This window comes from Streptomyces sp. I05A-00742, from assembly GCF_013055795.1.
Lineage (GTDB): Bacteria > Actinomycetota > Actinomycetes > Streptomycetales > Streptomycetaceae > Streptomyces.
This window is the reverse complement of sequence record NZ_JABETO010000023.1, coordinates 77,634-101,400: the sequence shown is the minus strand read 5'-3', so window position 1 is coordinate 101,400 and position 23,767 is coordinate 77,634. Positions and strand designations below refer to the sequence as shown.

Genomic DNA, 23,767 nt, shown 5'->3' with positions numbered 1-23,767 from the left:
CGCCACCCCGCCCCCGCTGCCCGACCCGGCCGTCGGCGACGCCCCGACGGCGCTGCTCCCGCCGATCCTGGGGGACGGACCCGTACCGTCCGCCACCCCCGCCGCGGCACTGGCCGAAGGCCCGCCCGCCGGCTGGCCCCCGCCCCAGGGCGTCTTCGGCCCGCCCCCCGGCGACGGCATACCGGCCTCCTCCACCCCCGACCTGCCCCCCTTCGGCGCCCCGCCCGAACCCTTCGCCACCGACACTCCCCAGCGGACCGGACCCTTCCCGGCGCCCGGCGGCCCTCTGTTCCCCGGCCCGGACGCGATGGTCCGCAACGGAACCGTCAGGGCCGACGTCTTCGGCCCGGTCCCCTCGCCCGTCAACAGCCCCTACGCGGACGCCGCGCCGGGCGCGCGGCCGGATGGTGAGGGTACGGCGGCGCCGGCCGGCGCGGATGTCCCAGGGGCGGACGCCCTGGCTGTGGAAGGAACCGGCACGGGGGCCGGAGCGACCGCCGGCTCGGCGCCGCACGGGGGTGCCGTCGGCGGGGACACCTTCCGTATCGGCGCCGCCCGGGACTCCGGCTCCGGCGCGGGGCCCGTCGCCGGGACCGGCGCGCCCGTGGGGCGGGCCCCGGACCCCGCCGGTCCGGGGCGCGGCGACGACGCCGCGCGTCCGACGCCGGTTTCCGGGTCCGGCACGCCCGACGCGGACGCGCTTCCGGGGCGGGCCCCTGCCGCCCCCGCGCCCGGTATCGGGCGCGCGACCCCGGATATGGCCCAAGTCCCGTCCAAAGCCGGACAGTTCGGAGCCGCGACCGTCTCCGGTCCGTTCCCCACCGGCACCGCTTCCACGGCGGGGGCACCTTCCGTGCGGGAGCCCCGCGAGGGTGGGCCTGCCGCGCCCGGCCCTGTCAACGCCCCGCGCCCGGGGGCCGGTTCCTTCGCCGAGGAGGGTCCGAGCCGAGCCCGGGTGGACGTGCCGACGACCGACATGTCGGCGGTGAGCGCTCCCGGTTCAGTGGCAGGTTCCGGTGTGGAGGCGCGGCCGTCTTCCGTGCCGGGCGGTGGCGGGTCCGCCGCTGGTGTGGCGCGTGTGGATGTGCCGACGACGGACATGGCGGCCGTGAACGCCCCTGGAGCGGCGGCAGGTTCCGCTGGGGAGACGCATCCGTCCTCCGTGCCGGGCGGTGGTGTGCCTGATGCCGGTGCGGTGCGTGCGGATGTTCCGACCACGGACATGACGGCTGTGAGCGTGCCTGGTTCGGCGGCGGGGTCCAGTGCGGAGGCGCGTCGGGTCCCCCCGCCCGACGCCGGTGAGCCGACCCCCGACATGTCGGCGGTGCACGTGTCTGCTCCACTGGCAGATTCCGGTGCGGAGGCCCGCCCGCCCTCCGTGCCGGACGGTGGCGAGCCCGCCGCCGGTCCGGTCCGTGCGGACGTGCCGACCACCGACATGACGGCCGTGAACGTGCCTGGCCCGGTGTCCGGGTCCGGGTCCGCGTCCGGTGCGGGTGCCCGCCAGGTTGCTGTGCCGGGCGGTGGCGGGTCCGCCGCTGGTGCGGTGCGTGTGGATGTGCCGACGACGGATATGTCGGCGGTGAACGCCCCTGGAGTGGCGGTAGGTTCCGGTGCGGAGGCGCATCCGTCCTTCGCGCAGGGCGGTGGTACGCCTGCCGCTGATGCGGCGCGCGCGGATGTCCCGATCACGGACATGTCGGCGGTCAACGTGCCTGGCCCGGTGTCCGGGTCCGGTGCGGGTGCCCGCCAGGTTGCTGTGCCGCGCGTCGACGCGTCTGCCGATGGTGCGGTGCGTGCGGATGTGCCGACGACGGATATGTCGGCGGTGAACGCCCGGGGAACAGCGGTAGGTTCCGGTGCGGAGGCGCATTCGTCCTTTGCGCCGGGCGGTGGTACGCCTGCTGCCGGTGCGGTGCGTGCGGATGTGCCGACGACGGATATGTCGGCGGTGAACGCCCGGGGAACAGCGGTAGGTTCCGGTGCGGAGGCGCATCCGTCCTTTGCGCCGGGCGGTGGTACGCCTGATGCCGGTGCGGTGCGTGCGGATGTCCCGACGACGGATATGTCGGCGGTGAACGCCCGGGGAACAGCGGTAGGTTCCGGTGCGGAGGCGCATCCGTCCTTTGCGCCGGGCGGTGGTACGCCTGATGCCGGTGCGGTGCGTGCGGGTGTCCCAATCACGGACATGTCGGTCGTGGATGTGCCTGGTTCGGCGGCAGTTCCCAGTGCGGAGGCGCGTCAGGTCTCCGTCCCCGCCGCCGGCGCGGCCGGCGCGGATGTGCCGGCCACTGACACCTCGCCGGTGAACGTCCCTCACCCGGCGCCCGGTGCCGGAAGCGGCGCGGGAACTCCCGTCGGCGGTGCGGCCGGTGCGGGTACGCCCCCGCCGTCCGCCCCGGGCGACGGCAAGCCGGCCGCTGGTGCGCCGCGTGTGGACGTGCCGTCCCCCGGCACGTCGTCCGGCGCCCCCGGCAGGCCGGGCATCGGCGTGGGCGTGGGCCGTGAGGCGGCCTTCGGGGCGGGGGCGCGTCGGGTGCGGGAGGAGGCCGAGGGGGTGCGGTCGCAGGGCGGTGGGGCGAAGGGTCCGGTGGACGTGCCGACCGCGGACATGGTGGCGGTGTCGGCGGCGGCCCGTGCGGAGGCCGGTGCGCGGGGGCGCCGGCAGGAGGAGCGTCCGGCCGGGGCCGTCGGCCCGGGCACTGCGGATGATGGGGAGCCGGAGGCCTGGCCCGGAGGCACTGCCCCTTCAGGCACGGGCGCCGACGGCCCGTCCCCGGAGGAGCGCACCGGCCGGGGCGACGTCGAGCGCAGGGCCGTCCCGCCCGTCGGCGCGGCGCCGCTGACGGCCGTCCGTCCCGACACCCGCCCCGCGGCGGCCGCCCACGGGACGTCGCGGGCCCGGCACCGGGCGGGCGGGGCGTACTCCGCGGACGCGCTGACCGTGGTCGGCCCGGTGCCGGGCGCCGACGGGGTCCCGTCGGGACAACTGGACGTCCGGCGGCGGGTGCTCGGGGAGGCCCACGGCGAGACGGCAGGGGCGGATCCGTTCACGCGGGAGTTCGAGGACTTCGCGACCCGCGTCACGTGGGACGAGGCGTGGTCCCGCCCGGGGCTGGATCCGCGGACGCGGGCGCTGCTCACCCTGACGGCGCTCACGGTGGGCGGGCACCTGCGGGAACTGCCCGCGCACGCCAGGGCGGCCCTGCGGCTGGGGGTGACCCCGGGCGAGATCCAGGAGACGCTGCGGCAGACGGCCCTCTACGCCGGGCTGCCGGCCGCGAGGGCCGCCTTCGCGGCGGTCCGGCCCGTGGTGACGGGCCACCCGGACGAGCCGGACCAACCGGACCACAAGGACCAACAGGACCGCACCGCGGAGGGCCACGAGGGCGCGCCCGGTGCGCCCGAGGCGCACCCGTAGCACCATGGAGACATGGGGATCATGAAACTCACCAAGTACGGTCACGCCTGCGTCCGCCTGGAGAAGGAGGGCCGCACCCTCGTCATCGACCCCGGCGGGTTCAGCGAGGAGGACGCGGCCGTCGGGGCGGACGCGGTGCTCGTCACGCACGAGCACCCGGACCACTTCGACGGGAACCGGCTGCGGGCGGCCCTGGAGGCCAACCCGGCGGCAGAGCTGTGGACGCTGCGCAGCGTCGCCGAGCAGGTGTCGGCGGCCTTCCCCGGCCGGGTGCACACCGTCGGCGAGGGGGACGCGTTCACGGCGGCGGGCTTCGAGGTGGAGGTGCACGGGCAGTTGCACGCAGTGATCCACCCGGACATCGCGCGGATCACCAACGTCGGCTACTTCGTGGACGGCACGGTCTTCCACCCGGGCGACGCCCTCACCCTCCCCGGCCGGCCGGTGGACACGCTGATGGTGCCGGTGATGGCGCCGTGGAGCAGGGTCGGCGACGTCATCGACTACCTCCGCGAGGTGGCCCCGCGCCGGGCGATCGACGTCCACGACGCGCTCCTCACGGACCTGGCGCGGCCCGTCTACGACCGGATGCTGGGCCCGGACGGGCCGGGTGTCGGAGGGGCGGAGCACTCCCGGCTGGCGGCGGGGGAGAGCGTCGAGCTCTGACGCCGGCCGCCCCCCGCCGCCGCCCCCGCCGGAGGACGGGGCGTTGTCGGACCCTCCCGTTAGGGTGGGCCGCATGCGCATCGCCACCTGGAACGTGAACTCGATCACCGCCCGTCTGCCCCGGCTGCTGGCCTGGCTGGAGAGCAGCGGTCCGGACGTGCTCTGCCTCCAGGAGGTCAAGTGCGCCGAGGACGCGTTCCCGTACGAGGAGCTGCGCGGCCTCGGCTACGAGGCCGCGGTCAACGCCACCGGCCGGTGGAACGGCGTGGCCGTGCTCTCCCGCGTCGGCCTCGCGGACGTGGTGACGGGCCTGCCCGGCGGCCCCGACTTCGAGGGTGCGCAGGAGCCCCGGGCGATCTCCGCCACCTGCGGGGCCGCCCGCGTCTGGTCGGTCTACGTGCCCAACGGCCGGGACGTCGAGCACGACCACTACGGCTACAAGCTCCGCTGGTTCGAGGCCCTGCGCGACGCCGTGGCCGCCGACGCGACGGGCGGCCGCCCGTTCGCCGTCCTCGGCGACTACAACGTCGCGCCCACCGACGAGGACGTCTACGATCCGGCCGTCTTCGAGGGCGCCACCCACGTCACCCCGGCCGAGCGCGCAGCCCTCGCAGCCCTCCGCGACACGGGCCTGTCGGACGTCGTGCCCCGCCCGCTCAAGTACGACCGCCCGTACACCTACTGGGACTACCGGCAGCTGTGCTTCCCTAAGAACCGGGGCATGCGCATCGACCTCGTCTACGGCAACGCGGCGTTCGCCGGAGCGGTCAAGGACGCGTACGTCGACCGGGAGGAGCGCAAGGGCAAGGGCGCCTCGGACCACGCACCGGTCGTCGTCGACCTGGACGTCTAGCCGCCCGGCCGGGCCGGGGATGTCCCATCAGGGCGTCCCCGGCCCGGTCCCGCCGCGTCAGCCCAGCTGCCGCAGATCCACCGCGTCCGAGAACGCCTTCATCCCGGCGTCGTTCGGATGCAGATGGTCGCCGCCGTCGAAGCGCGGCAGCATCCGCTCGGGGTGCTCCGGGTCCCGGATCGCCGCGTCGAAGTCGAAGACCGCGTCGTACACCCCGCCGTTCTCCCGGATGTGCCGGTTGATCGCGGCCCGATGGGCCTCCGCCGTCGCCGTGCAGTCGTGGAAGCCGCCGCACGGCGCGATGGTCGCCGCGACGACCCGCAGACCGCGCTCGTGCGCCCGCTCCGCGATGGACCGCAACGCGGCGATCACCTGGGTGGCCGTGGTGCCGGAGCGGATGTCGTTGACGCCCTCGAAGACGATGACCGTCCGGGCCGAGGTTTGCGCCAGCACATCGCGTTCCAGCCGGTGGCCGGCGCTGACGCCGCTGAGGGTGGTGCTCGGCCCGCTGCCCTGGTAGCGGTCGTCCACCACGCGGTTGCCGGAGATCCCGCTGTTGAGCACGCCGTACGCCGGCACGGCCTGCTGGGCGCGCAGCCGCCGCGCCAGCAGGTCGGGCCAGCGCCCGTTGGTCTCGGGCGTGGACCGTTCGCCGTCGGTGATCGAGTCGCCGAGGGCCACCACCGACCCCGGCCCGCCGGCGACGTCGACGCCGGTCAGCAGCGGCCAGGTGGCGAGCGTCCCGGTGTACGCCCCCTCCGCCTTGTCGGCGGTGCGGTCACCGCTGCCGTCGGCGGTCAGGAACGAACGCTGGTTGGTGTAGTTGTGCACCGGCAACGCCCGTACGGTGCCGGGCAGATGGATGCTCACCAGCAGGCTGGTGTCCGGCGGCACCCGGAACCCCAGCGGATCGCTGAACTGCTGCGCCCCCGCCGGGACATCGGCCGCCTGCCGTCCCCCGAACGTGAGCGTCCGGGGGCTGCCCGCGGCCGCCGCGCCCTTCCGCTGCACGGCGACGGTCGCGTGCCCGATCCGCACCGGCTCGGCCGCGAACGTGTTCTCCAGACGGATCCGGGTCAGCGGACCGCCCGCGCTGCTGTGCACCACGAGCCGCAGGGTCCGGTCCTTCCACGGCCCGACCGCGGTGTACCCGGAGGGAGGAGCCGCCCAGCTGCCGGTCCACCCGTTCGAGGGAGCGCGCAGTGCCATGGAGAAGACGTGCAGCTGGACGGCCGCGCGGGCCGACTGCGGCAGGACGACGGACTCCACCTCCCGCCCGCGGGCCACCGGAACGGTCACGGCGTGCAACCGGGTGGTTTCCGTGCGGCGCCCGGTGTGGGTGTTGAGGTGGGGGAGGGCGACGGCCTTGGTGGTCAGCAGGCCGCGCCGCCAGTCCGGGGCGGTCAGCCGGTACGTGGTGCGCGAGCCGTCGCGGTAGCGGACGGTCCCCGTGCCGCTGACGTCGCCGCCCGGGCCGGAGACGGCGCTGCCGGCGACCAGGAAGGAGAGCGCGTCGCCCGTGCCGCGCAGCCGGACCACCTGTCCGGCGGCACGGACGTTGTCCGGTTTGCCCGGCGCCGAGCGCGGCCAGCGCAGCCGGGAGCCGTCGATCGCGAGCTCGCGGCCGGGCGTCCAGCCCGCCGCCGCGAGGTCCTGGGCGGAGAAGGAGCCGCCCGCCCCGTCGAAGTCCGCCTCCCGGGGCCGGGCGTCGTCGCTGACGGCCGTATTGTCGAAGAGCCGCTCCAGGGGGAGCGGCTCCTTCGCGGCCGGTGCCGCGGGCCCGGCGAGCGCCGGGGCGTTCGCGAGCGTGACGGTGCAGACCGCCCCCGCCACGACGGCTCCCGCCGCTCTCCACCGTCTGTGACGCCGTTCGGGTCTGTGACGCCGTTCCGTGAGTGCCGTGCCGTGCGATGTCCGGAGCATGCTTCTCATGCCTCCCGTGATTCCCCACGCTGAATGTGGCGGGATGAAGCTAGGGAGACGGCCGGGCAACGTCAAGGAGGCCACCGGGTCACGTCGTCCCGCCGCGTGCGGGTGGTGGGGCCATCTGCACGAGTGCGATCCTTGCCGGTATGAACATTCCCTTTTTGGACGGCTGGCGCAGGCGGCACGACGCGGCACGCGGGGTCGCCGTGCACAGTACGGCCGACTGGGACCCCGAGGGCCTGGCCGAGCTGCTGTCGGAGTGCGAACTGCTGCGCGCCCAGGCGGAGTCGGCGGGCGTGGCGCTCGACGACGGGCCGTCCTCCCTGGAGGAGCTCGACCAGCTGCAGCCGCGCTGGCGCGGGGACGAGGACCTCCAGTCCTGGCTGGGCAACGACGCGGGGCTGTACCTCGGCACGGTGCTGGTCCGCACGGTCACCGGCGCGGCCTGGCACATCCGGCCCGACGGCCAGCCGGTGGTCCGGCTCGCCGGCGGCCGCGAGGTGGACGTGGTCGAGACCGGCCACGCCTGGGCGGAGGACGGCGCTCCGGAGCTCTCCCAGGTGTACGCCGAGCTGTCCGAGAACTGACCCCCGCGCGGGCCCGGGAGTGCGGCGGCTCTCAAGCGGGAGCTCTCAAGCGGGAGCTCTCAAGCCGCGACTCTCAAGCGTCGACTCTCAACTCGTGAACGGGATGGTGTACTCCAGCCGCCAGCGGTCCGCGCGCACCACGATGTCCGAGGTCTCCACCGCCCGGTCGTCCCCGTCGAAGTGGGTGCGCTCGACGACCGTGACGCACTGCCCCGCCGTACAGCCGAGCGCCTCCGCCTCTGGCGTCGTGGCCGGCCGGGAGCCGACGAGCTCGCGGGCCCGGACGACCCGGACGCCGATGGCCGCCAGCCGCCCCCGCACCCCCCGGCGGGCGTACGGCCCGCGCTCGGGGTGGACGACGTCGGTGCCGGCCGTGACGGTCAGCGGCTCCCAGCTGGTGGCGAGCTGCACCGGGTGGCGGTCGGCCAGGTACTCGTACTCGGTACGCAGGACGGGCTCGCCCGGGGCGATGCCGAGCCGCTCGGCGATCGGCGCCGGCGCGGGCGTCTCGCCGGCGGACGCCTCCCAGGTCAGGCTGGTCCCTCCGGAGGGGCGGCCGCACGGCAGGCCGTTCCCCCGGGCGGTGTGGATCTCCGCCGCGAAGGGTGTGTCGACCGCGCCCGTGGTGCGCAGCAGCGTGCCCAGCGGCGCCCGGTCGGTGACGAACACCCCGCGCCCGAACTGCCCTTCGGCGTACCCCGCGGCCTTCAGCACCCGTACCGCCCGGTCGACGGTCTGGTCGCTGGCCGCGTAGACCCGTTTGAGCTCGGAGCGGGAGGGGATCCGGGCGCCGACGGTCAGGAATCCGTCGTCGATACGCCGCCGCAGGTCGTCCGCGATACGCAGATATACGGGCCTGCTGTCGCCCACACCGGGCTCCCTTCCCCCTGGTTCCCCCATCCGGACCCACAGGCTAGGTACCCAGGCTGAGTCTGTGTACCTAGGAACACCCAGGTGGACGGCCGGGCCCAGGGGGAAATGTCGCTCAAGTCGCCCCTTGCACGCGTGTCGCCGGTGAAGTCCGTGATGCCCTGGATAGGTTGCTCCGACTGGCCGGTCCGGGACAGGGCGAGAGTGAGTTGGGCAGAGCATGGCCGTCGATCCGTTGATCGAGCTGCGGGGCGTCAACAAGCACTACGGGGCGTTGCACGTCCTCCGGGACATCGACCTCACGGTCGGCCGGGGGGAGGTGGTGGTGATCATCGGCCCCTCGGGATCCGGGAAGTCCACGCTGTGCCGGGCGATCAACCGGCTGGAGCCCGTCGAGTCCGGGACCATCACCCTGGCCGGACAGCCGCTGCCCGACGAGGGCCGGCCCCTCGCCAAGCTGCGGGCCGAGGTGGGCATGGTCTTCCAGTCCTTCAACCTCTTCGCCCACAAGACGGTGCTCGCCAACGTCTCCCTCGCCCAGACGAAGGTCCGCGGCCGCGGCCGGGAGGAGGCGGACCGGCGCTCCCGCGAGCTGCTGGAACGGGTGGGGCTGCTGGCCCACGCGGAGAAGTACCCGGCTCAGCTCTCGGGCGGTCAGCAGCAGCGGGTGGCCATCGCCCGGGCGCTGGCCATGGATCCCAAGGTGATGCTCTTCGACGAGCCGACCTCGGCCCTGGACCCGGAGATGATCAACGAGGTGCTGGAAGTGATGCAGCAGCTCGCCCGGGACGGCATGACGATGGTCGTCGTCACCCATGAGATGGGCTTCGCCCGCTCCGCCGCCAACCGCGTGGTCTTCATGGCCGACGGCCGCATCGTCGAGGACCGCACCCCCGAGGAGTTCTTCACGGCCCCCGAGAGCGACCGGGCCAAGGACTTCCTCTCCAAGATCCTCAAGCACTGAGCGGGGTGACGCACATGGCACGCCGTATCGCCGCCCTGGCCCTCGCCGCCCTGGCCCTGCTCGCCGCCGGCTGCGGCAAGGAAGGCAGCCCGCCGGTCAAGGGGCCCAAGCCCGGGGACCTCCCCGCCTACCACGTCGCCACCGGCTTCGACCTGCCGGCCTCGCCCACCTGGCGGGCGGCCAAGGGCCGCGGCCACCTCACCGTGGGCGTCAAGGAGGACCAGCCCTACCTGGGCGAGAAGGACCCCGCGACGGGCGTCTACTCCGGCTTCGACATCGAGATCGCCCGGATGATGTCCGCCTCCCTCGGCTTCGACCCGAAGACCCTCGCCTTCCGGACCATCGCCTCCGCCAACCGCGAGACGGCCCTCCAGAACGGCCAGATCGACTACTACGTGGGCACCTACACCATCAACGACCTGCGCAAGAAGCAGGTGGGCTTCGCCGGCCCGTACTACATCGCCGGGCAGTCGCTGCTGGTGCGCAAGGACGAGGACGACATCCACGGCCCCCAGGACCTCGACGGCAAGCGGGTCTGCTCGGTCGCCGGGTCGACCCCCCTCCAGCGCATCCAGCGCGAGTTCCCCAAGGCCCAGGCCGTCGCCTACGACACGTACTCCATCTGCGTCGACAACCTCCTCAGCCTCCAGGTGGACGCCGTCACCACCGACGACACCATCCTCATGGGCTTCGCCGCCAAGGCACCGGACGAACTGAAGGTCGTCGGGAAGCCGTTCTCCAAGGAGCCCTACGGCATCGGCGTCCCGCGCGGCGACACCGCGCTGCGCCTGGCGCTCGACGACGCCATCGAGGAGCACGAGCGGAACGGCGACTGGAAGAAGGCGTACGACGCGACCCTCGGCCGGTCCGGCGTCCCCGCGCCGCAGCCGCCCGCCGTCGACCGCTACGGCACCGGGAGGTCCGCACCGTGAACGTCCTGACCGACAACCTCTCGCTCTACGGCGAGGGACTGCTCGGCACCGTCGAACTCACCGTCTACGCCTCGCTGCTGGCCCTCGTCCTTGGCTTCCTGATGGCGTCCTTCCGCGTCGCGCCCGTCGCCTCGCTGCGCGCCTTCGGCACCGTATGGGTGACGGTCCTGCGCAACACCCCGTTGACGCTGCTGTTCTTCGCGGTGCTGCTGGGCCTGCCGCGCTTCGGCGTCGTCCTGCCCTTCCAGGTCTTCGCGGTCCTCGCGCTCGGCTGCTACACCTCGGCCTTCATCTGCGAGGCCGTGCGCTCGGGCATCAACACCGTGCCCGTCGGCCAGGGCGAGGCCGCGCGCAGCCTGGGCATGACCTTCGGCCAGACGCTCGGCGTGGTGATCCTGCCGCAGGCGTTCCGCTCGGTCATCCCGCCGATCGGCTCCACCCTGATCGCCCTCGCCAAGAACTCGGCCATCGCCGGCTCCTTCAGCGTCACCGAACTGCTCGGCACCTACAAGACGCTCAACGAGCTCGGCTACAGCATCATCTGGACCTTCGTCTGGATCGCCGTCGGCTACCTGATCGTGACCCTGTCCATCAGCGCGGTCTTCAACGTGCTGGAGAAGCGCTATGGAGTGGCCCGTTGACCGGCACCGCCCTGTACGACGTCCCCGGCCCGCACGCCCGGCGGCGCCACCGCCTCTACGGGATCCTCGCGACCGCCGCGATCCTGGCCCTGATCGCCTTGGTCGTCCATCTCCTCTTCGCCACCCACCAGTTCACCGCCCAGAAGTGGACGCCCTTCGAGTACCAGGGCATCCAGGAGATGCTGCTGCGCGGCCTCGGCAACACGCTCCGGGCCTTCGGCTACGCCGCCGTCCTCTCGCTCGCCCTCGGCGGGGTGCTCGCGGCCGGACGGCTCTCCGACCACCGGCCGGTGCGCTGGGTGGCCACCCTGGTCGTGGAGTTCTTCCGTGCCATGCCCGTGCTGGTGATGATCTTCTTCGTCTTCGTCGCCCTCAAGGTGCAGCCCCTCCCCGCCCTCGTCACCGGCCTCACCCTCTACAACGGCTCGGTGCTGGCGGAGGTCTTCCGCACCGGCGTCGACTCCGTCGAGCGCGGCCAGCGGGAGGCCGCCTACGCGCTGGGCATGCACAAGACGCAGGTCATGACGTACGTCCTCGTCCCGCAGGCGGTCCGCGCCATGCTGCCGACAATCATCAGCCAGCTCGTCGTCGCCCTCAAGGACACCTCGCTGGGCTTCCTCATCACCTACGAGGAGTTCCTGCACGCGGGCAAGCTGATCGCGGGCAACCTGGACTACGGGCTGCCGTTCATTCCCGTCGTCATGATCATCTCGCCCGTGTACATCGGGATGTGCATGCTGCTGTCCTGGCTGGCGACCTGGGTCGCCAAGCGCCAGCGGCGCAGCGTGAAGACGGAGGCGGTGGAGGTGGCTCCGGCGGAGCCGGGGACGCTGCTGCCGGGGCCGGCCGGGCACCACCAGGCGCCGTAGCGCCCGGCCGGCCCCCGCGGGCCGTCGTCAGGCGTCCGCGCCCAGCCACAGGTCGGGGCCGAACACCTCGTAGTGGATGTCCGCCGGGGCCACCCCCGCGTTGAGCAGCTGCGCCCGGACCGCCCGCATGAAGGGCAGCGGCCCGCACAGGTACGCCACGGCGTCCGCCGGGACGTCGATCGCGGACAGGTCCGCGAACCCGGTCCGCTCCACCGGCCAGGCGCCCGCGGGCCGTTCGTACCAGACGTGCGCCTCCGCGGCGGGCAGCTTGGCGACGAGCTGCCGCAGGTCCTCGCGGAAGGCGTGGTCAGCCTCACTGCGGTCGGCGTGGACGGCGATCACGCGACGGGCCGAACCGGTGGCCGCCAGGTGGGCGAGCATGCCGGTCATGGGGGTGCAGCCGATGCCGGCGGACGCGAGCAGGACCGGCCGGTCGCCGTCGTCCAGGACCACGTCGCCGAAGGGCAGGCTCACCATGAGCTCCGTGCCGGCGTCCACGTGGTCGTGCAGGTGGTGGGAGACCTCGCCGGCCGGGTCGCCGGCGACGCGCTTGACGGAGAACTGGAGGGCGTCGTCGGGCCGCCCGGAGAGGCTGTACTGGCGGATCTGGCGGGCGCCGTCGGGGAGGGCGACCTGAACGGAGACGTACTGGCCGGGCCGGGCCGCGGGGAGCGGCCGGCCGTCGAGCGGGCGGACGACGAACGTGGCGACGTCGGCGGTCTCGCGGTGGCGGGCGACGACGCGGCAGGGGACGAAGACCTCGCCGGCCGGGACGCCCGCCCCCGCGTAGAGGCGGGCCTCCAGGGCGATCAGCGCGTTGGCCATCAGCCAGTAGACCTCGTCCCAGGCGGCGGCGACCTCGGGGGTCACGGCCTCGCCCAGCACCTCGGCCATCGCGGCGAAGAGATGACGCCTGACCAGTTCGTACTGCTCCGCGGTGACGCCCAGCGCGGCGTGCTTGTGCGCGATGCGGGAGAGCATCGCGTCCGGCCGTACGTCCGGGTGGTCCACGAGCGCCGTGGCGAACGCGGCGATGGCGCCCGCGAGGGCCTGGCGCTGGGAGCCGTTGGCCTGGTTGCCGCGGTTGAACAGGTCCCGCAGCAGCTCCGGGCGGTCGGCGAACAGCTTGTCGTAGAAGAGCGGGGTGATCTCACCGATGGCCCCGCCCACGGCGGGCAGGGTGGCACGGACGGTCTCGGTCGACTTCGGGGACAGCATCGGCGACTCCTTGCGGTCGTGCCCCGGACGGAAAACTTGCATCCAGGACTCGTATTTCAGGGTGTGGCGTCGCCCTCGCGGGCGGCACCGGTGGTGTCGGTCCGCGGGCCGTGGCGTCGGTCCTCGGGGCGTGGCGTCGGTCTGGTGTCAGTCTTGGGGGCGGGCGGTCAGGCCCAGCAGGACCGGTCCCGTCGGCCGTTCGACCAGGTCCTGCACGGTGATCGGGTCGAGGGACGCGAAGAACGCCTCCTGCGCGTCACGCAGCGCGCCCCGCAGCCGGCAGGCGCCGCGCAGCGGGCACGGCGGCTCGTCCTCACACCCGACGACGTCCCCCGCGCCCTCCAGCGCCCGCACCAGCCGGCCGACCGACCCGGTCAGCCCCGCGGACGTGAGCGCCAGTCCGCCGCCGCGGCCCCTGCGGGTCTCGACGACGCCCAGGTGCGTCATGCGGCTGACCACCTTGGCCGCGTGCGTGTACGGCACGCCCACCGCGGCCGCCACCTCGCGGGTGGTGGGAGCGGCGGGTTCGGTGCCGGAGGTCACGGCCAGGCGCATGGCGATGCGCAGGGCGATGTCGGTGCTCTTGGTCAGTCGCACACCAGTACCTTAGCTAATTGGATTTCTGGAGTCCGATTAGGGGGTGGGTTGTGCGGGCCGAGGCTGTGACGCGCTGCTTCAGTCGGCGGGGCGTTGTTCGATGGTGATGTCCATGCCGCGGGCCTTGTGGTGGTGGATCGGGGAGAAGCCGGCGCGGGCGAGGGCCTCTTTCTGGGCCGCGGCGGTGCGGGTCGCGGCCTGGCGGGCGTCGCCGGAGAGGTGGGTGCAGGTGATGTGCCAGACGCGGCGCGTGTGGGCCAGCCGCTGCCGCAGGAGGTCCGGGTCGGCGGGCAGGTTGTCCAGGGCGCCGGCTTCGGCGGCCGTCCGGGTCCTGCCCACGTCGGGGCGGTTCGTGAACGCCAGCTCGAAGGCGTTGGCGATCAGTCCGCACCGGGCGCCGCTGAAGAGGACGGCGTCGCCGGGGGCGTCGCGGGTGCTCAGGGACCAGATCACGGCGTGGGTGTCCCACGGGCGGCTGTCCGGCTGGCGGATGGCGAGGTGGGACGCGACGAGAGGGACGGCCGGCAGGACGACGAGCAGCAGGCGCAGGGGCGAGGGGACGACGGTGAAGGCCGTCGCGAGCAGCAGGGCCAGGGCCGGCAGGCAGAACAGCAGGTAGCGGTAGGCGAAGAGGGGGTGGCCCAGGGAGACGGCCATCAGGAGCAGCGGCGGGACGGCCAGCCAGGGCACGCCGACGGCGAGGGCCAGGGACGGGGCCCTGTGCCGGCGCATCACGAGGAGGGCGAGGGCCGCGAGGGCGGTGAGGATGAGCAGGAGTTTCGGTGCGGTGGGGAGGGTGTCCTGGCCGGGGGTGAGGAGCCAGGTGAAGTAGTTGAGCGGCGTTCCGGCGGTGACCGGCGCGGCCTCGCCCACGGCGGAGCTCTGGCGGGAGCCGAGGATCAGCAGCGGGACGACGGCGGCGATGCCCGCGGCCTGGGCCGCCAGCAGATGGATGGTGACGCGGCGGCCGGGGCGCAGGAGGGCCACGGTGACGGCGTGGGCGGCCACCAGCAGCAGTCCCAGCACGTTGAACCAGCCCAGCAGGGCGATCAGTACCGCGTGGGCCACCAGCCACCTGCCCCGCGTCCGGCTGGACAGGACCTTCACCAGCGTGCCCGTGGCGAGCACCGCCACCGCCATGACGAAGGCGAACGAGCGCGCCTCCTGCGCGTACCGTGCCGCGGTCGGCAGAACGGCGAGCAGCAGCCCCGCGCACAGCCCGAGCCGCGGCCCGCCGAGCAGCCGTCCCAGCCAGGTCAGTCCGGCCACCGCGACGGCCACCGCCACCGCGGAGGGCACCCGCGCCGTGTACTCGTTGAGCCCTCCGAACGCCTGCCCGACCAGGTGCATCAGTACGTAGTGCAGGCCGTGCACCGCGTCGACCTGCCCCAGCAGCTCGAACATCTGCGGCCAGGACCGCCGCGCCACGTCGATGGTGACGATCTCGTCGGTCCACGCGGAGGGTTCCCTGTTCCCCCATATCCCGAGGCCGAGCCCGACGGCCGGCGACACCCACCCGGCCGCGCGCAGCAGGCGGTCACGGCCGGCGGACGCGCCGGGTGTGACGGGCGTGGCGGACGTGCCGGACGTGGCGGGCTGGGGCGAGGTGGCTGTCACGGTGCTGCTTTCGTCGCTGGCACTCCCGCACCGGGCGGTGCTGGGACAGGCGGTGCTGGGACGGGCGGTGAACAGCGTCGTGTGTGATACAGAGCAGGATCCACCCCCCACGTTCGGAACATTATGTGCAATACGGACTTGTGGCCAAAAGGGTGGCGTCCCTGAGCGCGGACTCGGCCGGGTGGGCCGGACAAAGCACTCGGTCACGGCCCGCTTCCGGCGCGACGTCGTGCGTCGAGGGCCGCGGCTCCCGCGCATACGGCGGTGGCCAGCGCGAACCCCAGCGCGGCCGGGTTGACGTAGCCGGGGACGGACTCCGGGTCGTAGCTCCCGCCGCCCGTCGTCTCGCAGAGGAACCGGAGGGGCAGGTAGTCGACGCCGTAGCCGACGACGGCCGAGGCCCGCTCCTCCTGTCCCGGCGTCCGGCAGGACGGGGATGGGGACGAGCCGGCGCCATGGTCCTCCGCGTCCCAGACCGCTACGGCGACATGGAGCAGGCCCCACGTGTACAGGGCCACCGCGCCGGCTCCCAGGACGGCGGTGCCGCTCCGGAGCCATCTCCCGCGGTCGGCACTGCGGAGACCGGCCTGGCCGAGGGTACCGAGGCCGTAGCCGGCGAGGGCGAAGACGAAGATCAGCCCGGCCGGGACGAGGAAGAGGAGCGCCATCTGCCGAGCCCATCAGGAGGTGATGGCGGCAGCTGTGGCGGAGGCCACAATTCCTGCAACGGAGGAGCCACGAACAACCGCGGGGGTGTCCGTCCGTGACCGCCGCGCCGCCGCGGCCGGTGGGGCCGCGCAGGGGAGGCGGCCGGGCAGGGACGCGTACAAGGAACGGACGTCCCTCGCCGGTGAGTTGGAGGACGACGGCCGCGACGCGGCCGGCCGTCCCGCCGGCATCGGGGCTCGGGTCCCGGCGTCGTTGACGGACGTGGTGTCGCTGACGGACGTAATGTCGTCCGCCCGGCGCGGCCGGTGATCCGGGCTGTGGCGCCGGGTGGTTCGTCGTCCCGGCCGCCGCCGGCCGGGGACCGCCGGGGACGGTTCCGGATCCTGGTCCGGGGTGCGGAGGGCCGTGGGGCCCTCCGCCCGTGGGGAGTCGCTGTTCCGACGCCACGGGAGACGGCCGGACCCGGGGGGNGGGGGGGGGGGGGGGGGGGGGGGGGGGGGGGGGGGGGGGGGGGGCGGCACAGTGCCACGACCCGATGCGCCAACAGCCCGGACAACCCCGGTCGATGCCCTCCGGCGAGTGACGTCTGGTGCCAGTGATACGGGGAATGAGCCGTGAGATTGACAGACGGTCATCACGCGGCGAGTCTGGCAGCCGTGATCGACAGCGACCGGTGACATGACCCGGGACGCGGTCGGCCGAACCGAACCATCCCCGACACTCCGGAGGCAGTAGTGGCAGACGCAGGCGCACACGGCGGGCGGTACGGCAAGGTGCTGGCGGCGATCGGCGCGGCCACGGCCCTGGCGGCGGGTGCCGCCGCCCCCGCGACCGCCGCCGCCCCGGCCCGCGCAGGCGAGCGCTACGTCGCCCTCGGCGACTCGTACACCTCCGCACCGGGCGTGCCGCAGCAGAGCGGCGGGGACTGCGCGCGGTCGAGCGTCAACTACCCGGCGCTCACCGCGAAGGCGCTGCACGTGAAGTCCTTCAAGGACGTCAGCTGCAGCGGCGCCAAGACCGACGACATGTGGCGCGCGCAGGGGGCCAACGGCCCGCAGCTGAACGCCCTCGGCAAGAAGACCAGGCTGGTCACCGTCGGCATCGGCGGCAACGACATCGGCTTCGGCGAGATCATCGGCACCTGCGCCAAGCTGTCCGTCTCCGACCCGGCCGGCGCCCCCTGCCGCAAGCAGTACACCGCGGCCGACGGCGGCGACCTGCTGAACAAGCGCATCGCCGACGCCGCGCCCAAGGTCGCCCGCGTCCTCAAGGCCGTGCACCAGCGGGCCCCGCACGCCCGCGTCGTCCTGGTCGGCTACCCGGCGATCATGCCGGACAACGGCGTGGGCTGCTTCCCGTCCGTGCCGATCGCCGCCGGGGACACCCCCTACCTGCGCGACACCGAGAAGAAGCTCAACACGATGCTCCGGCAGCAGGCGCGGAAGGCGCACGTCCGGTACGCCGACACCTACCGCGCGACCGTCGGCCACGACGTCTGCCGCCCGGAGGCCGACCGCTGGATCGAGGGCGCCCAGCCCACGCGTCCGGCCGCGCCCTTCCACCCGAACGCCGACGGCGAGCGGGCGATGGCCAAGCCGGTGATCACCCAGTCGCGGGGGCGCTGAGCCGCAGTCGTCTGGCGCCCTGTCGGCGGACCTGTCCTGCGAGTAGGGTCCGGGGCCTCTCAGCCGACAGGGAGGTAACCCATGTCAAGGTCACCAGGACACCGGCGAACCACCGTGCTCTGTGCGACGGCCGCGCTCGTGGCGGGGCTCGGGATCGTGCCGGCCGCCGCCCAGGGCGCGGCCGGCGCGGACCGGGCCCCCGCCAAGACCCCGCTGGCCGTCGGCCGCGGCGGGGCTGTGTCGAGCGTCGACGCCGACGCGTCCGCCGCCGGCATCGAGGTGCTCAAGGGCGGTGGCAACGCCGTGGACGCGGCGGTGGCCACCGCCGCCGCCCTCGGCGTCACCGAGCCGTACTCCGGCGGCATCGGCGGTGGCGGCTACTTCGTGTACTACAACGCGAAGGCCCGCAAGGTCTTCACCATCGACGGCCGGGAGCGGGCGCCGCTCAGCGCCGGCAAGGACCTGTTCGTCGAGAAGGGGCAGGCGATCCCCTTCGACGAGGCGATGACCAGCGGACGGAGCGTCGGCGTCCCCGGCGCGCCCGCCACCTGGGACGCGGCGCTGCGCTCCTGGGGCAGCAGATCGCTCGGCCAGGTGCTGAAGCCCGCCGAGCGCCTGGCCCGCAAGGGCTTCACCGTCGACGAGACCTTCCGGCAGCAGACCGCCGACAACGAGAAGCGCTTCCGCGACTTCCCCGCCACGGCGAGGCTGTACCTGCCGGGCGGCAAGCTCCCGGCCGTTGGAGCGACGCTCAGGAACCCCGACCTCGCCCGCACCTACGAACTGGTGGGGAAGCGGGGCGTCGGCGCGATGTACGGCGGCGAGCTCGGCCGGGACGTGGTCCGCACCGTCCGCAAGCCGCCCGTCGCCCCCGGCACGCACCGGGTGGTCCGCAGCGGCGACCTCACCGACCGTGACCTGCGGGCGTACGCGGTCAAGCGGCCGGGCCCGACGCACACCACCTACCGCGGGCTCGACGTCTACGGGATGGGCCCCTCGGCCTCCGGCGGCATCGCCGTCGCCGAGGCGCTGAACATCCTGGGCCGGAGCGACCTCCGCAAGCTCGACCAGAAGACCTATCTGCACCGCTACCTGGAGGCGAGCCGGATCGCGTTCGCCGACCGCAACCGGTGGATCGGCGACCCGGCGCAGGAGAAGGTGCCCACCGCTGCCCTGACGTCGAAGCGGTTCGCCGACTCGCGGGCCTGCCTCATCAAGGACAGCCGGGCCCTGACCAGCCCGCTCGCCCCCGGTGACCCGCTGCACCCCAAGCCCTGTGCGACGACGGGCCGTTCCGCGCCCACGCCGTACGAGGGGCAGCAGACCACCCATATGACGGTGGCCGACAAGTGGGGGAACGTCGTCGCGTACACCTTCACCATCGAGCAGACCGGCGGCAGCGGCATCACCGTGCCCGGGCGCGGCTTCCTGCTCAACAACGAGCTGACCGACTTCTCGTTCACCCCCGTCACCCCGGGCGTCCACGACCCGAACCTGCCCGGTCCCGGCAAGCGTCCGCGGTCGTCGATCTCGCCGACGGTGGTCCTCGACCACGGCCGGCTGAAGTTCGCGCTCGGCTCGCCGGGCGGGGCGACGATCATCACCACCGTGCTCCAGACGCTGCTCAACCACGTGGACCGCGGCATGCCGCTGGTCGACGCGATCGCGGCGCCGCGTGCCAGCCAGCGCAACGGCGCCACGACGGACGTGGAACGGGCGCTGTGGGACAGCGAGGTCCGCGGCCAACTGGAGGCCAAGGGCCACGCGTTCAAGCTGAACCCGTCCTTCATCGGGGCGGCGACCGGCGTCGAACGGCTGCCCGACGGGCGGTGGCTGGCCGCCGCGGAGAAGGTGCGGCGCGGTGGCGGTTCCGCGATGGTGGTCCGGCCGGGGCGGTGAGCGTGGTGTGGGGCGCCGTACGGGCTCGTGCCCGGTACGGCGCCCCACACGTCGGTGCAGGGCGGGCGCCGCGGCCGGCCGGTCAGCCGGTCATCGGCCGCTCAGCCGAGCAGGCGGATGATCGCCTCTGTGGTGTCCGTCTCCGCCAGCCGGGGGAACACCTTCTCCACACAGTTCCGGTGCACCTCCGGGTCGAGGTCCGTGACCGCGTCCGTCGCCACGGTCACGTGGTACCCGTGCTCGTGCGCGGCGCGGGCCGTCGACTCCACGCCCATGCCGGTGGCGACGCCGCCGAGGACGATCTGCGTCACGCCCCGGCGGCGCAGCTGGAGGTCGAGGTCGGTGCCGTGGAAGGCGCCCCAGGTGTGCTTGGTGACCACGATGTCGCCGTCCCGGCGGCCGAGTTCGGGCCGCAGGTCCGCGAAGTCGGCGGGGGTCTCGCCACCGCGGTGCCGGGCCTCCGTGCGGCCGGGCGCCGAGCCGACGACGCGCACCAGGACGACCGGGAGCCCCCGGGCGCGGAAGGCGTCGGCCAGCTCGGCCCCGCGGGCGACGATCCCGTCCATGGGGTGGACGGAGGGGAGGGCCGTGATGCCCTTCTGGAGGTCGACGAGGACGAGCGCGGTCTGCGGATCGAGTGTGGTGGCAGGCATGGCGGCAGCCTAGCGAAAGCACAGTGAAACTTGCAAGCTTTCCTGTTTATTGGATCCGGCATCGGATCGCCGCGTCGGTCTTGCCTCAGCGGATGGCGGGTCATACGGTCGCAGGCACACGCGGATCTTCGCGCGTAGCCCGGCACACGCCCCGGCAGAGGAGCAGCTCATGGCCAATGTTGTGCGCGCCGCACTGGTCCAGGCCAGCTGGACCGGTGACACCGAGTCGATGATCGCCAAGCATGAGGAGCACGCCCGCGCCGCCGCCGCGCAGGGCGCCAAGGTGATCGGCTTCCAGGAAGTCTTCAACGCCCCCTACTTCTGCCAGGTCCAGGAGAGCGAGCACTACCGCTGGGCCGAGCCCGTCCCCGACGGGCCCACCGTGCGCAGGATGCGCGAACTCGCCCGGGAGACGGGCATGGTGATCGTCGTGCCGGTCTTCGAGGTCGAGCAGTCCGGCTTCTACTACAACACCGCCGCCGTCATCGACGCCGACGGCAGCTACCTGGGCAAGTACCGCAAGCACCACATCCCCCAGGTCAAGGGCTTCTGGGAGAAGTACTACTTCAAGCCCGGCAACGTCGGCTGGCCCGTCTTCGACACCGCCGTCGGCCGGGTCGGCGTCTACATCTGCTACGACCGCCACTTCCCGGAGGGCTGGCGGCAGCTCGGCCTCGCCGGCGCCCAGCTCGTCTACAACCCCTCCGCCACCTCGCGCGGCCTCTCCGCGCACCTCTGGAAGCTCGAACAGCCCGCCGCCGCCGTCGCCAACGAGTACTTCGTCGCCGCGATCAACCGCGTCGGGCAGGAGGAGTACGGCGACAACGACTTCTACGGCACGTCGTACTTCGTCGACCCCCGCGGACAGTTCGTCGGCGACGTCGCGAGCGACACCAAGGAGGAACTCGTCGTCCGCGACCTGGACTTCTCCCTCATCGACGAGGTCCGGCAGCAGTGGGCGTTCTACCGGGACCGGCGCCCCGACGCCTACGAAGAGCTGGTCCGGCCGTGACCGGCCGGCTGCACGCCCGGCACCGGGCCGTGCTCCCCGCGTGGCAGACCCTCTACTACGGCGAACCGATCGAACTCACCCACGGCGAGGGCCGCCACGTCTGGGACGCCGACGGCCGGCGCTACCTCGACTTCTTCGGCGGCATCCTCACCACCATGACCGCCCACGCCCTCCCCGAGGTCACCAAGGCGGTGGCCGGGCAGGCCGGCCGGATCCTGCACACCTCGACCCTCTACCTCGACCGGCACATGGTCGAACTCGCCGAGCGCATCGCGGCGCTGAGCGGCATCCCCGACGCCCGGGTCTTCTTCACCACCTCCGGCACCGAGGCCAACGACACGGCCCTGCTCCTGGCCACCACCCACCGGCGGTCCAACCAGATCCTGGCCATGCGCAACAGCTACCACGGCCGCTCCTTCTCCACCGTGGGCATCACCGGCAACGCCGCCTGGTCGCCCACCAGCCTCTCGCCCCTCCAGACGCTCTACGTGCACGGCGCCGTGCGGTCGCGGGGCCCGTACGCGCACCTCTCCGACGCGGAGTTCACCGCGGCGTGCGTACGCGACCTGGAGGACATGCTCGGCCAGGCGCACGGGACGGTGGCCGCGCTGATCGCCGAACCGGTGCAGGGCGTCGGCGGGTTCACCGCACCGCCCGACGGGCTGTACGCGGCCTTCCGCGAGGTCCTGGACCGGCACGGCATTCTCTGGATCAGTGACGAGGTGCAGACCGGCTGGGGGCGCACCGGCGACCACTTCTGGGGCTGGCAGGCCCACGCGGAGAACGGCCCGCCCGACCTCCTCACCTTCGCCAAGGGCATTGGCAACGGCATGTCCGTCGGCGGCGTCGTCGCCCGCGCCGAGGTGATGAACTGCCTGGAGGCCAACTCCATCTCGACATTCGGCGGCAGCCCGGTCACCATGGCGGCCGGCCTCGCCAACCTCACCCACCTCCTGGAACACGACCTCCAGGGCAACGCCCGCCGCGTCGGCGGACTCCTCACCGAACGGCTCCGCGCCATCGCGGCCGGGCTGCCCGTCGTCCGCGAGGTCCGCGGCCGGGGGCTGATGATCGGCGTCGAGCTGGCCACGGCCGAGGCGGCCGGCCTGGCCCTCGAACAGGCCCGTGAACACGGCCTGCTGATCGGCAAGGGCAGCCGGGAGGGGACCGTCCTGCGCATCGCCCCGCCCCTGTCCCTCACCGTCGCCGAGGCGGAGGAGGGCGCCGCGGCGCTGGAGGAGGCGCTGCGGCACGTCCAGCACGAGCACGCGGCGGAGGAACACGCGGTGGGGAACCACGCGGTGGAGAAAGCGGATCGCTCATGACCAGAACCCTCATCAAGGGCGGCCTCGTCATCACCGCCGCCGAGGAGACGTACGCCGACGTCCTCGTCGAGGGCGGCACCGTCGCCGCGCTGGCGGCGCCCGGGAGTTCCGCGGCCCAGGGCTGGACGGCCGACCGGACCATCGACGCCACCGGCAAGTACGTCATCCCGGGCGGCGTGGACGCCCACACCCACCTCGACTTCCCCTTCGGCGGCACCTCCTCCTCCGACACCTTCGAGACCGGCACCCGGGCCGCCGCCTGGGGCGGCACCACGACGATCGTCGACTTCGCCGTACAGTCCCGGGGCCGCGCGCTGCGCGACGGACTCGACACCTGGCACGCCAAGGCCGAGGGGCAGTGCGCCGTCGACTACGCCTTCCACATGATCCTCTCCGATGTGACCGAGGGGTCGCTGAAGGAGATGGACCGGCTGGTGGACGAGGGAGTGACCTCGTTCAAGCTGTTCATGGCCTACCCCGGCGTCTTCTACAGCGACGACGGACAGATCCTCCGGGCCATGCAGCGCGCCGCCGGCAACGGCGGGCTCATCATGATGCACGCCGAGAACGGCATCGCCATCGACGTCCTCGTCGAACAGGCCCTCGCCGCGGGCCGGACGGACCCCCGGTACCACGGGGAGGTCCGCAAGGCGCTGCTGGAGGCCGAGGCCACCCACCGCGCGATCCAGCTCGCCCGGGTCGCCGGCAGCCCTCTCTACGTCGTCCACGTCTCCGCGGAGGAGGCGGTAGCCGAGATCGCCGCTGCCCGGGACAAGGACCTGCCGGTCTTCGGCGAAACATGCCCGCAGTACCTGTTCCTGTCGACCGACAACCTGGCGGAACCCGGCTTCGAAGGCGCCAAGTACGTCTGCTCGACGCCACTCCGCCCCCGCGAGCACCAGGCCGCCCTCTGGCGCGGACTGCGCACGGACGACCTCCAGGTCGTCTCCACCGACCACTGCCCGTTCTGCTTCTCCGGCCAGAAGGACCTCGGCCAGGGGGACTTCTCGAAGATCCCCAACGGGTTGCCCGGGGTGGAGAACCGCATGGACCTCCTCCACCAGGCGGTCGTCGACGGCCACATCTCCCGCCGGCGCTGGATCGAGATCGCCTGCGCCGCGCCCGCCCGGATGTTCGGCCTCGCCCCGAAGAAGGGCACCATCACCCCCGGCGCCGACGCCGACCTCGTCGTCTACGACCCGCGCGCCCAACAGACCATCTCCGCCGCGACCCACCACATGAACGTCGACTACTCGGCCTACGAGGGCAAGCAGATCACCGGACGGGTCGAGACCGTCCTCTCCCGCGGCGACATCGTCATCGACGACCGGCGGTTCACCGGCCGCACCGGCCACGGCCGGTACGTGCCCAGGACCACCTGCCAGTACCTCGCGTAACGCCCCTGACCCGTAAGGAGCATGTG

General features: G+C 73.4%; 21 protein-coding genes and 1 pseudogene. 14 read left to right on the top strand and 8 right to left on the bottom strand.

The annotated features are described in order from the left end of the window. Positions 1–180 (bottom strand): annotated as a pseudogene (locus tag HN013_RS32430) (hypothetical protein); the annotation flags it as partial. Between the two features lie 2,254 nt (positions 181–2,434). Between HN013_RS32430 and HN013_RS21425 the strand changes: the two are divergent. From HN013_RS21425 to HN013_RS21415, 3 genes are all read left to right on the top strand, one after another. Then, entirely contained in the window at positions 2,435–3,421 is a 987-nt protein-coding gene (locus HN013_RS21425; protein WP_171168644.1) for a carboxymuconolactone decarboxylase family protein, read from the top strand. A 21-nt stretch (positions 3,422–3,442) separates the two neighbouring features. Further along, positions 3,443–4,087: an MBL fold metallo-hydrolase gene (locus HN013_RS21420; protein WP_171168650.1), complete on the top strand. Its 645-nt coding sequence runs from the start codon at positions 3,443–3,445 to the stop codon at positions 4,085–4,087. A gap of 73 nt (positions 4,088–4,160) precedes the next feature. Beyond that, the gene (locus HN013_RS21415) at positions 4,161–4,940 is read left to right on the top strand and encodes an exodeoxyribonuclease III (RefSeq protein ID WP_171168642.1); all 780 of its coding nucleotides are present in this window, start codon (positions 4,161–4,163) and stop codon (positions 4,938–4,940) included. Between the two features lie 57 nt (positions 4,941–4,997). On the opposite strand, the gene HN013_RS21410 is transcribed toward HN013_RS21415, so the two are convergent. After that, positions 4,998–6,863, bottom strand: a complete 1,866-nt coding sequence (locus tag HN013_RS21410; protein WP_171168640.1) for an SGNH/GDSL hydrolase family protein — start codon at positions 6,861–6,863, stop codon at positions 4,998–5,000. Between the two features lie 149 nt (positions 6,864–7,012). Between HN013_RS21410 and HN013_RS21405 the strand changes: the two genes are divergently transcribed. Further along, a complete protein-coding gene (locus tag HN013_RS21405) occupies positions 7,013–7,453 on the top strand; it encodes a DUF6278 family protein (protein ID WP_171168638.1) in 441 nt (146 codons plus the stop codon). 87 nt (positions 7,454–7,540) lie between these two features. On the opposite strand, the gene HN013_RS21400 is transcribed toward HN013_RS21405, so the two are convergent. After that, complete coding sequence (locus HN013_RS21400; RefSeq protein WP_171168636.1) at positions 7,541–8,323, bottom strand: GntR family transcriptional regulator; 783 nt, start codon at positions 8,321–8,323, stop codon at positions 7,541–7,543. A gap of 220 nt (positions 8,324–8,543) precedes the next feature. Between HN013_RS21400 and HN013_RS21395 the strand changes: the two genes are divergently transcribed. From HN013_RS21395 to HN013_RS21380, 4 genes are read left to right on the top strand one after another with little or no spacing between them, the layout of a single operon-like run. After that, a complete protein-coding gene (locus tag HN013_RS21395) occupies positions 8,544–9,287 on the top strand; it encodes an amino acid ABC transporter ATP-binding protein (RefSeq protein WP_171168635.1) in 744 nt (247 codons plus the stop codon). A gap of 14 nt (positions 9,288–9,301) precedes the next feature. Beyond that, positions 9,302–10,219 carry a glutamate ABC transporter substrate-binding protein gene (locus HN013_RS21390; RefSeq protein ID WP_171168633.1) on the top strand — a complete coding sequence of 306 codons (918 nt, stop codon included), beginning with the start codon at positions 9,302–9,304 and terminating at the stop codon, positions 10,217–10,219. After that, positions 10,216–10,860, top strand: a complete 645-nt coding sequence (locus HN013_RS21385) for an amino acid ABC transporter permease (protein ID WP_171168631.1) — start codon at positions 10,216–10,218, stop codon at positions 10,858–10,860. The genes HN013_RS21390 and HN013_RS21385 overlap by 4 nt, the downstream gene beginning before the upstream one ends. Next, on the top strand, positions 10,857–11,729 hold the full coding sequence (locus tag HN013_RS21380) for an amino acid ABC transporter permease (protein ID WP_171168629.1): 873 nt from the start codon (positions 10,857–10,859) through the stop codon (positions 11,727–11,729). Before HN013_RS21385 ends, HN013_RS21380 begins: the two co-directional genes overlap by 4 nt. A 27-nt stretch (positions 11,730–11,756) precedes the next feature. Here the strand turns inward: HN013_RS21380 and HN013_RS21375 are convergent, their stop codons facing one another. The 4 genes from HN013_RS21375 to HN013_RS21360 all read right to left on the bottom strand — a co-directional run bounded on the left by HN013_RS21375 (position 11,757) and on the right by HN013_RS21360 (position 15,829). Then, the gene (locus tag HN013_RS21375) at positions 11,757–12,947 is read right to left on the bottom strand and encodes a globin domain-containing protein (protein WP_171168627.1); all 1,191 of its coding nucleotides are present in this window, start codon (positions 12,945–12,947) and stop codon (positions 11,757–11,759) included. Positions 12,948–13,094: 147 nt separating this feature from the next. After that, on the bottom strand, positions 13,095–13,544 hold the full coding sequence (locus HN013_RS21370) for an Rrf2 family transcriptional regulator (protein WP_171168625.1): 450 nt from the start codon (positions 13,542–13,544) through the stop codon (positions 13,095–13,097). 78 nt (positions 13,545–13,622) lie between these two features. Beyond that, entirely contained in the window at positions 13,623–15,161 is a 1,539-nt protein-coding gene (locus HN013_RS21365; protein ID WP_171168623.1) for a glycosyltransferase family 39 protein, read from the bottom strand. 203 nt (positions 15,162–15,364) lie between these two features. Next, positions 15,365–15,829: a hypothetical protein gene (locus HN013_RS21360; RefSeq protein WP_171168621.1), complete on the bottom strand. Its 465-nt coding sequence runs from the start codon at positions 15,827–15,829 to the stop codon at positions 15,365–15,367. 85 nt (positions 15,830–15,914) lie between these two features. Here HN013_RS21360 and HN013_RS21355 point away from each other — a divergent pair, with 85 nt between their 5' ends. From HN013_RS21355 to ggt, 3 genes are all read left to right on the top strand, one after another. Beyond that, positions 15,915–16,139 (top strand): hypothetical protein, encoded by a 225-nt coding sequence (locus HN013_RS21355; RefSeq protein WP_171168619.1) that lies wholly within the window; start codon positions 15,915–15,917, stop codon positions 16,137–16,139. Between the two features lie 425 nt (positions 16,140–16,564). Beyond that, positions 16,565–17,455 (top strand): SGNH/GDSL hydrolase family protein, encoded by an 891-nt coding sequence (locus tag HN013_RS21350; protein WP_171168617.1) that lies wholly within the window; start codon positions 16,565–16,567, stop codon positions 17,453–17,455. 81 nt (positions 17,456–17,536) lie between these two features. Beyond that, entirely contained in the window at positions 17,537–19,354 is a 1,818-nt protein-coding gene (ggt, locus tag HN013_RS21345; RefSeq protein ID WP_171168615.1) for a gamma-glutamyltransferase, read from the top strand. A 101-nt stretch (positions 19,355–19,455) separates the two neighbouring features. Here ggt and HN013_RS21340 read toward each other — a convergent pair whose 3' ends face one another. Then, positions 19,456–20,007: an isochorismatase family protein gene (locus HN013_RS21340; RefSeq protein WP_171168613.1), complete on the bottom strand. Its 552-nt coding sequence runs from the start codon at positions 20,005–20,007 to the stop codon at positions 19,456–19,458. 169 nt (positions 20,008–20,176) lie between these two features. Between HN013_RS21340 and HN013_RS21335 the strand changes: the two genes are divergently transcribed. Genes HN013_RS21335 through hydA form a run of 3 tightly spaced genes read left to right on the top strand, consistent with a single transcriptional unit; the run spans position 20,177 to position 23,741 of the window. Then, positions 20,177–21,019 carry a nitrilase-related carbon-nitrogen hydrolase gene (locus HN013_RS21335; RefSeq protein ID WP_171168611.1) on the top strand — a complete coding sequence of 281 codons (843 nt, stop codon included), beginning with the start codon at positions 20,177–20,179 and terminating at the stop codon, positions 21,017–21,019. After that, entirely contained in the window at positions 21,016–22,344 is a 1,329-nt protein-coding gene (locus HN013_RS21330) for an aspartate aminotransferase family protein (RefSeq protein WP_171168609.1), read from the top strand. The genes HN013_RS21335 and HN013_RS21330 overlap by 4 nt, the downstream gene beginning before the upstream one ends. Next, complete coding sequence (hydA, locus tag HN013_RS21325) at positions 22,341–23,741, top strand: dihydropyrimidinase (RefSeq protein WP_171168607.1); 1,401 nt, start codon at positions 22,341–22,343, stop codon at positions 23,739–23,741. Before HN013_RS21330 ends, hydA begins: the two co-directional genes overlap by 4 nt. The last annotated feature ends 26 nt before the right edge of the window (positions 23,742–23,767 follow it).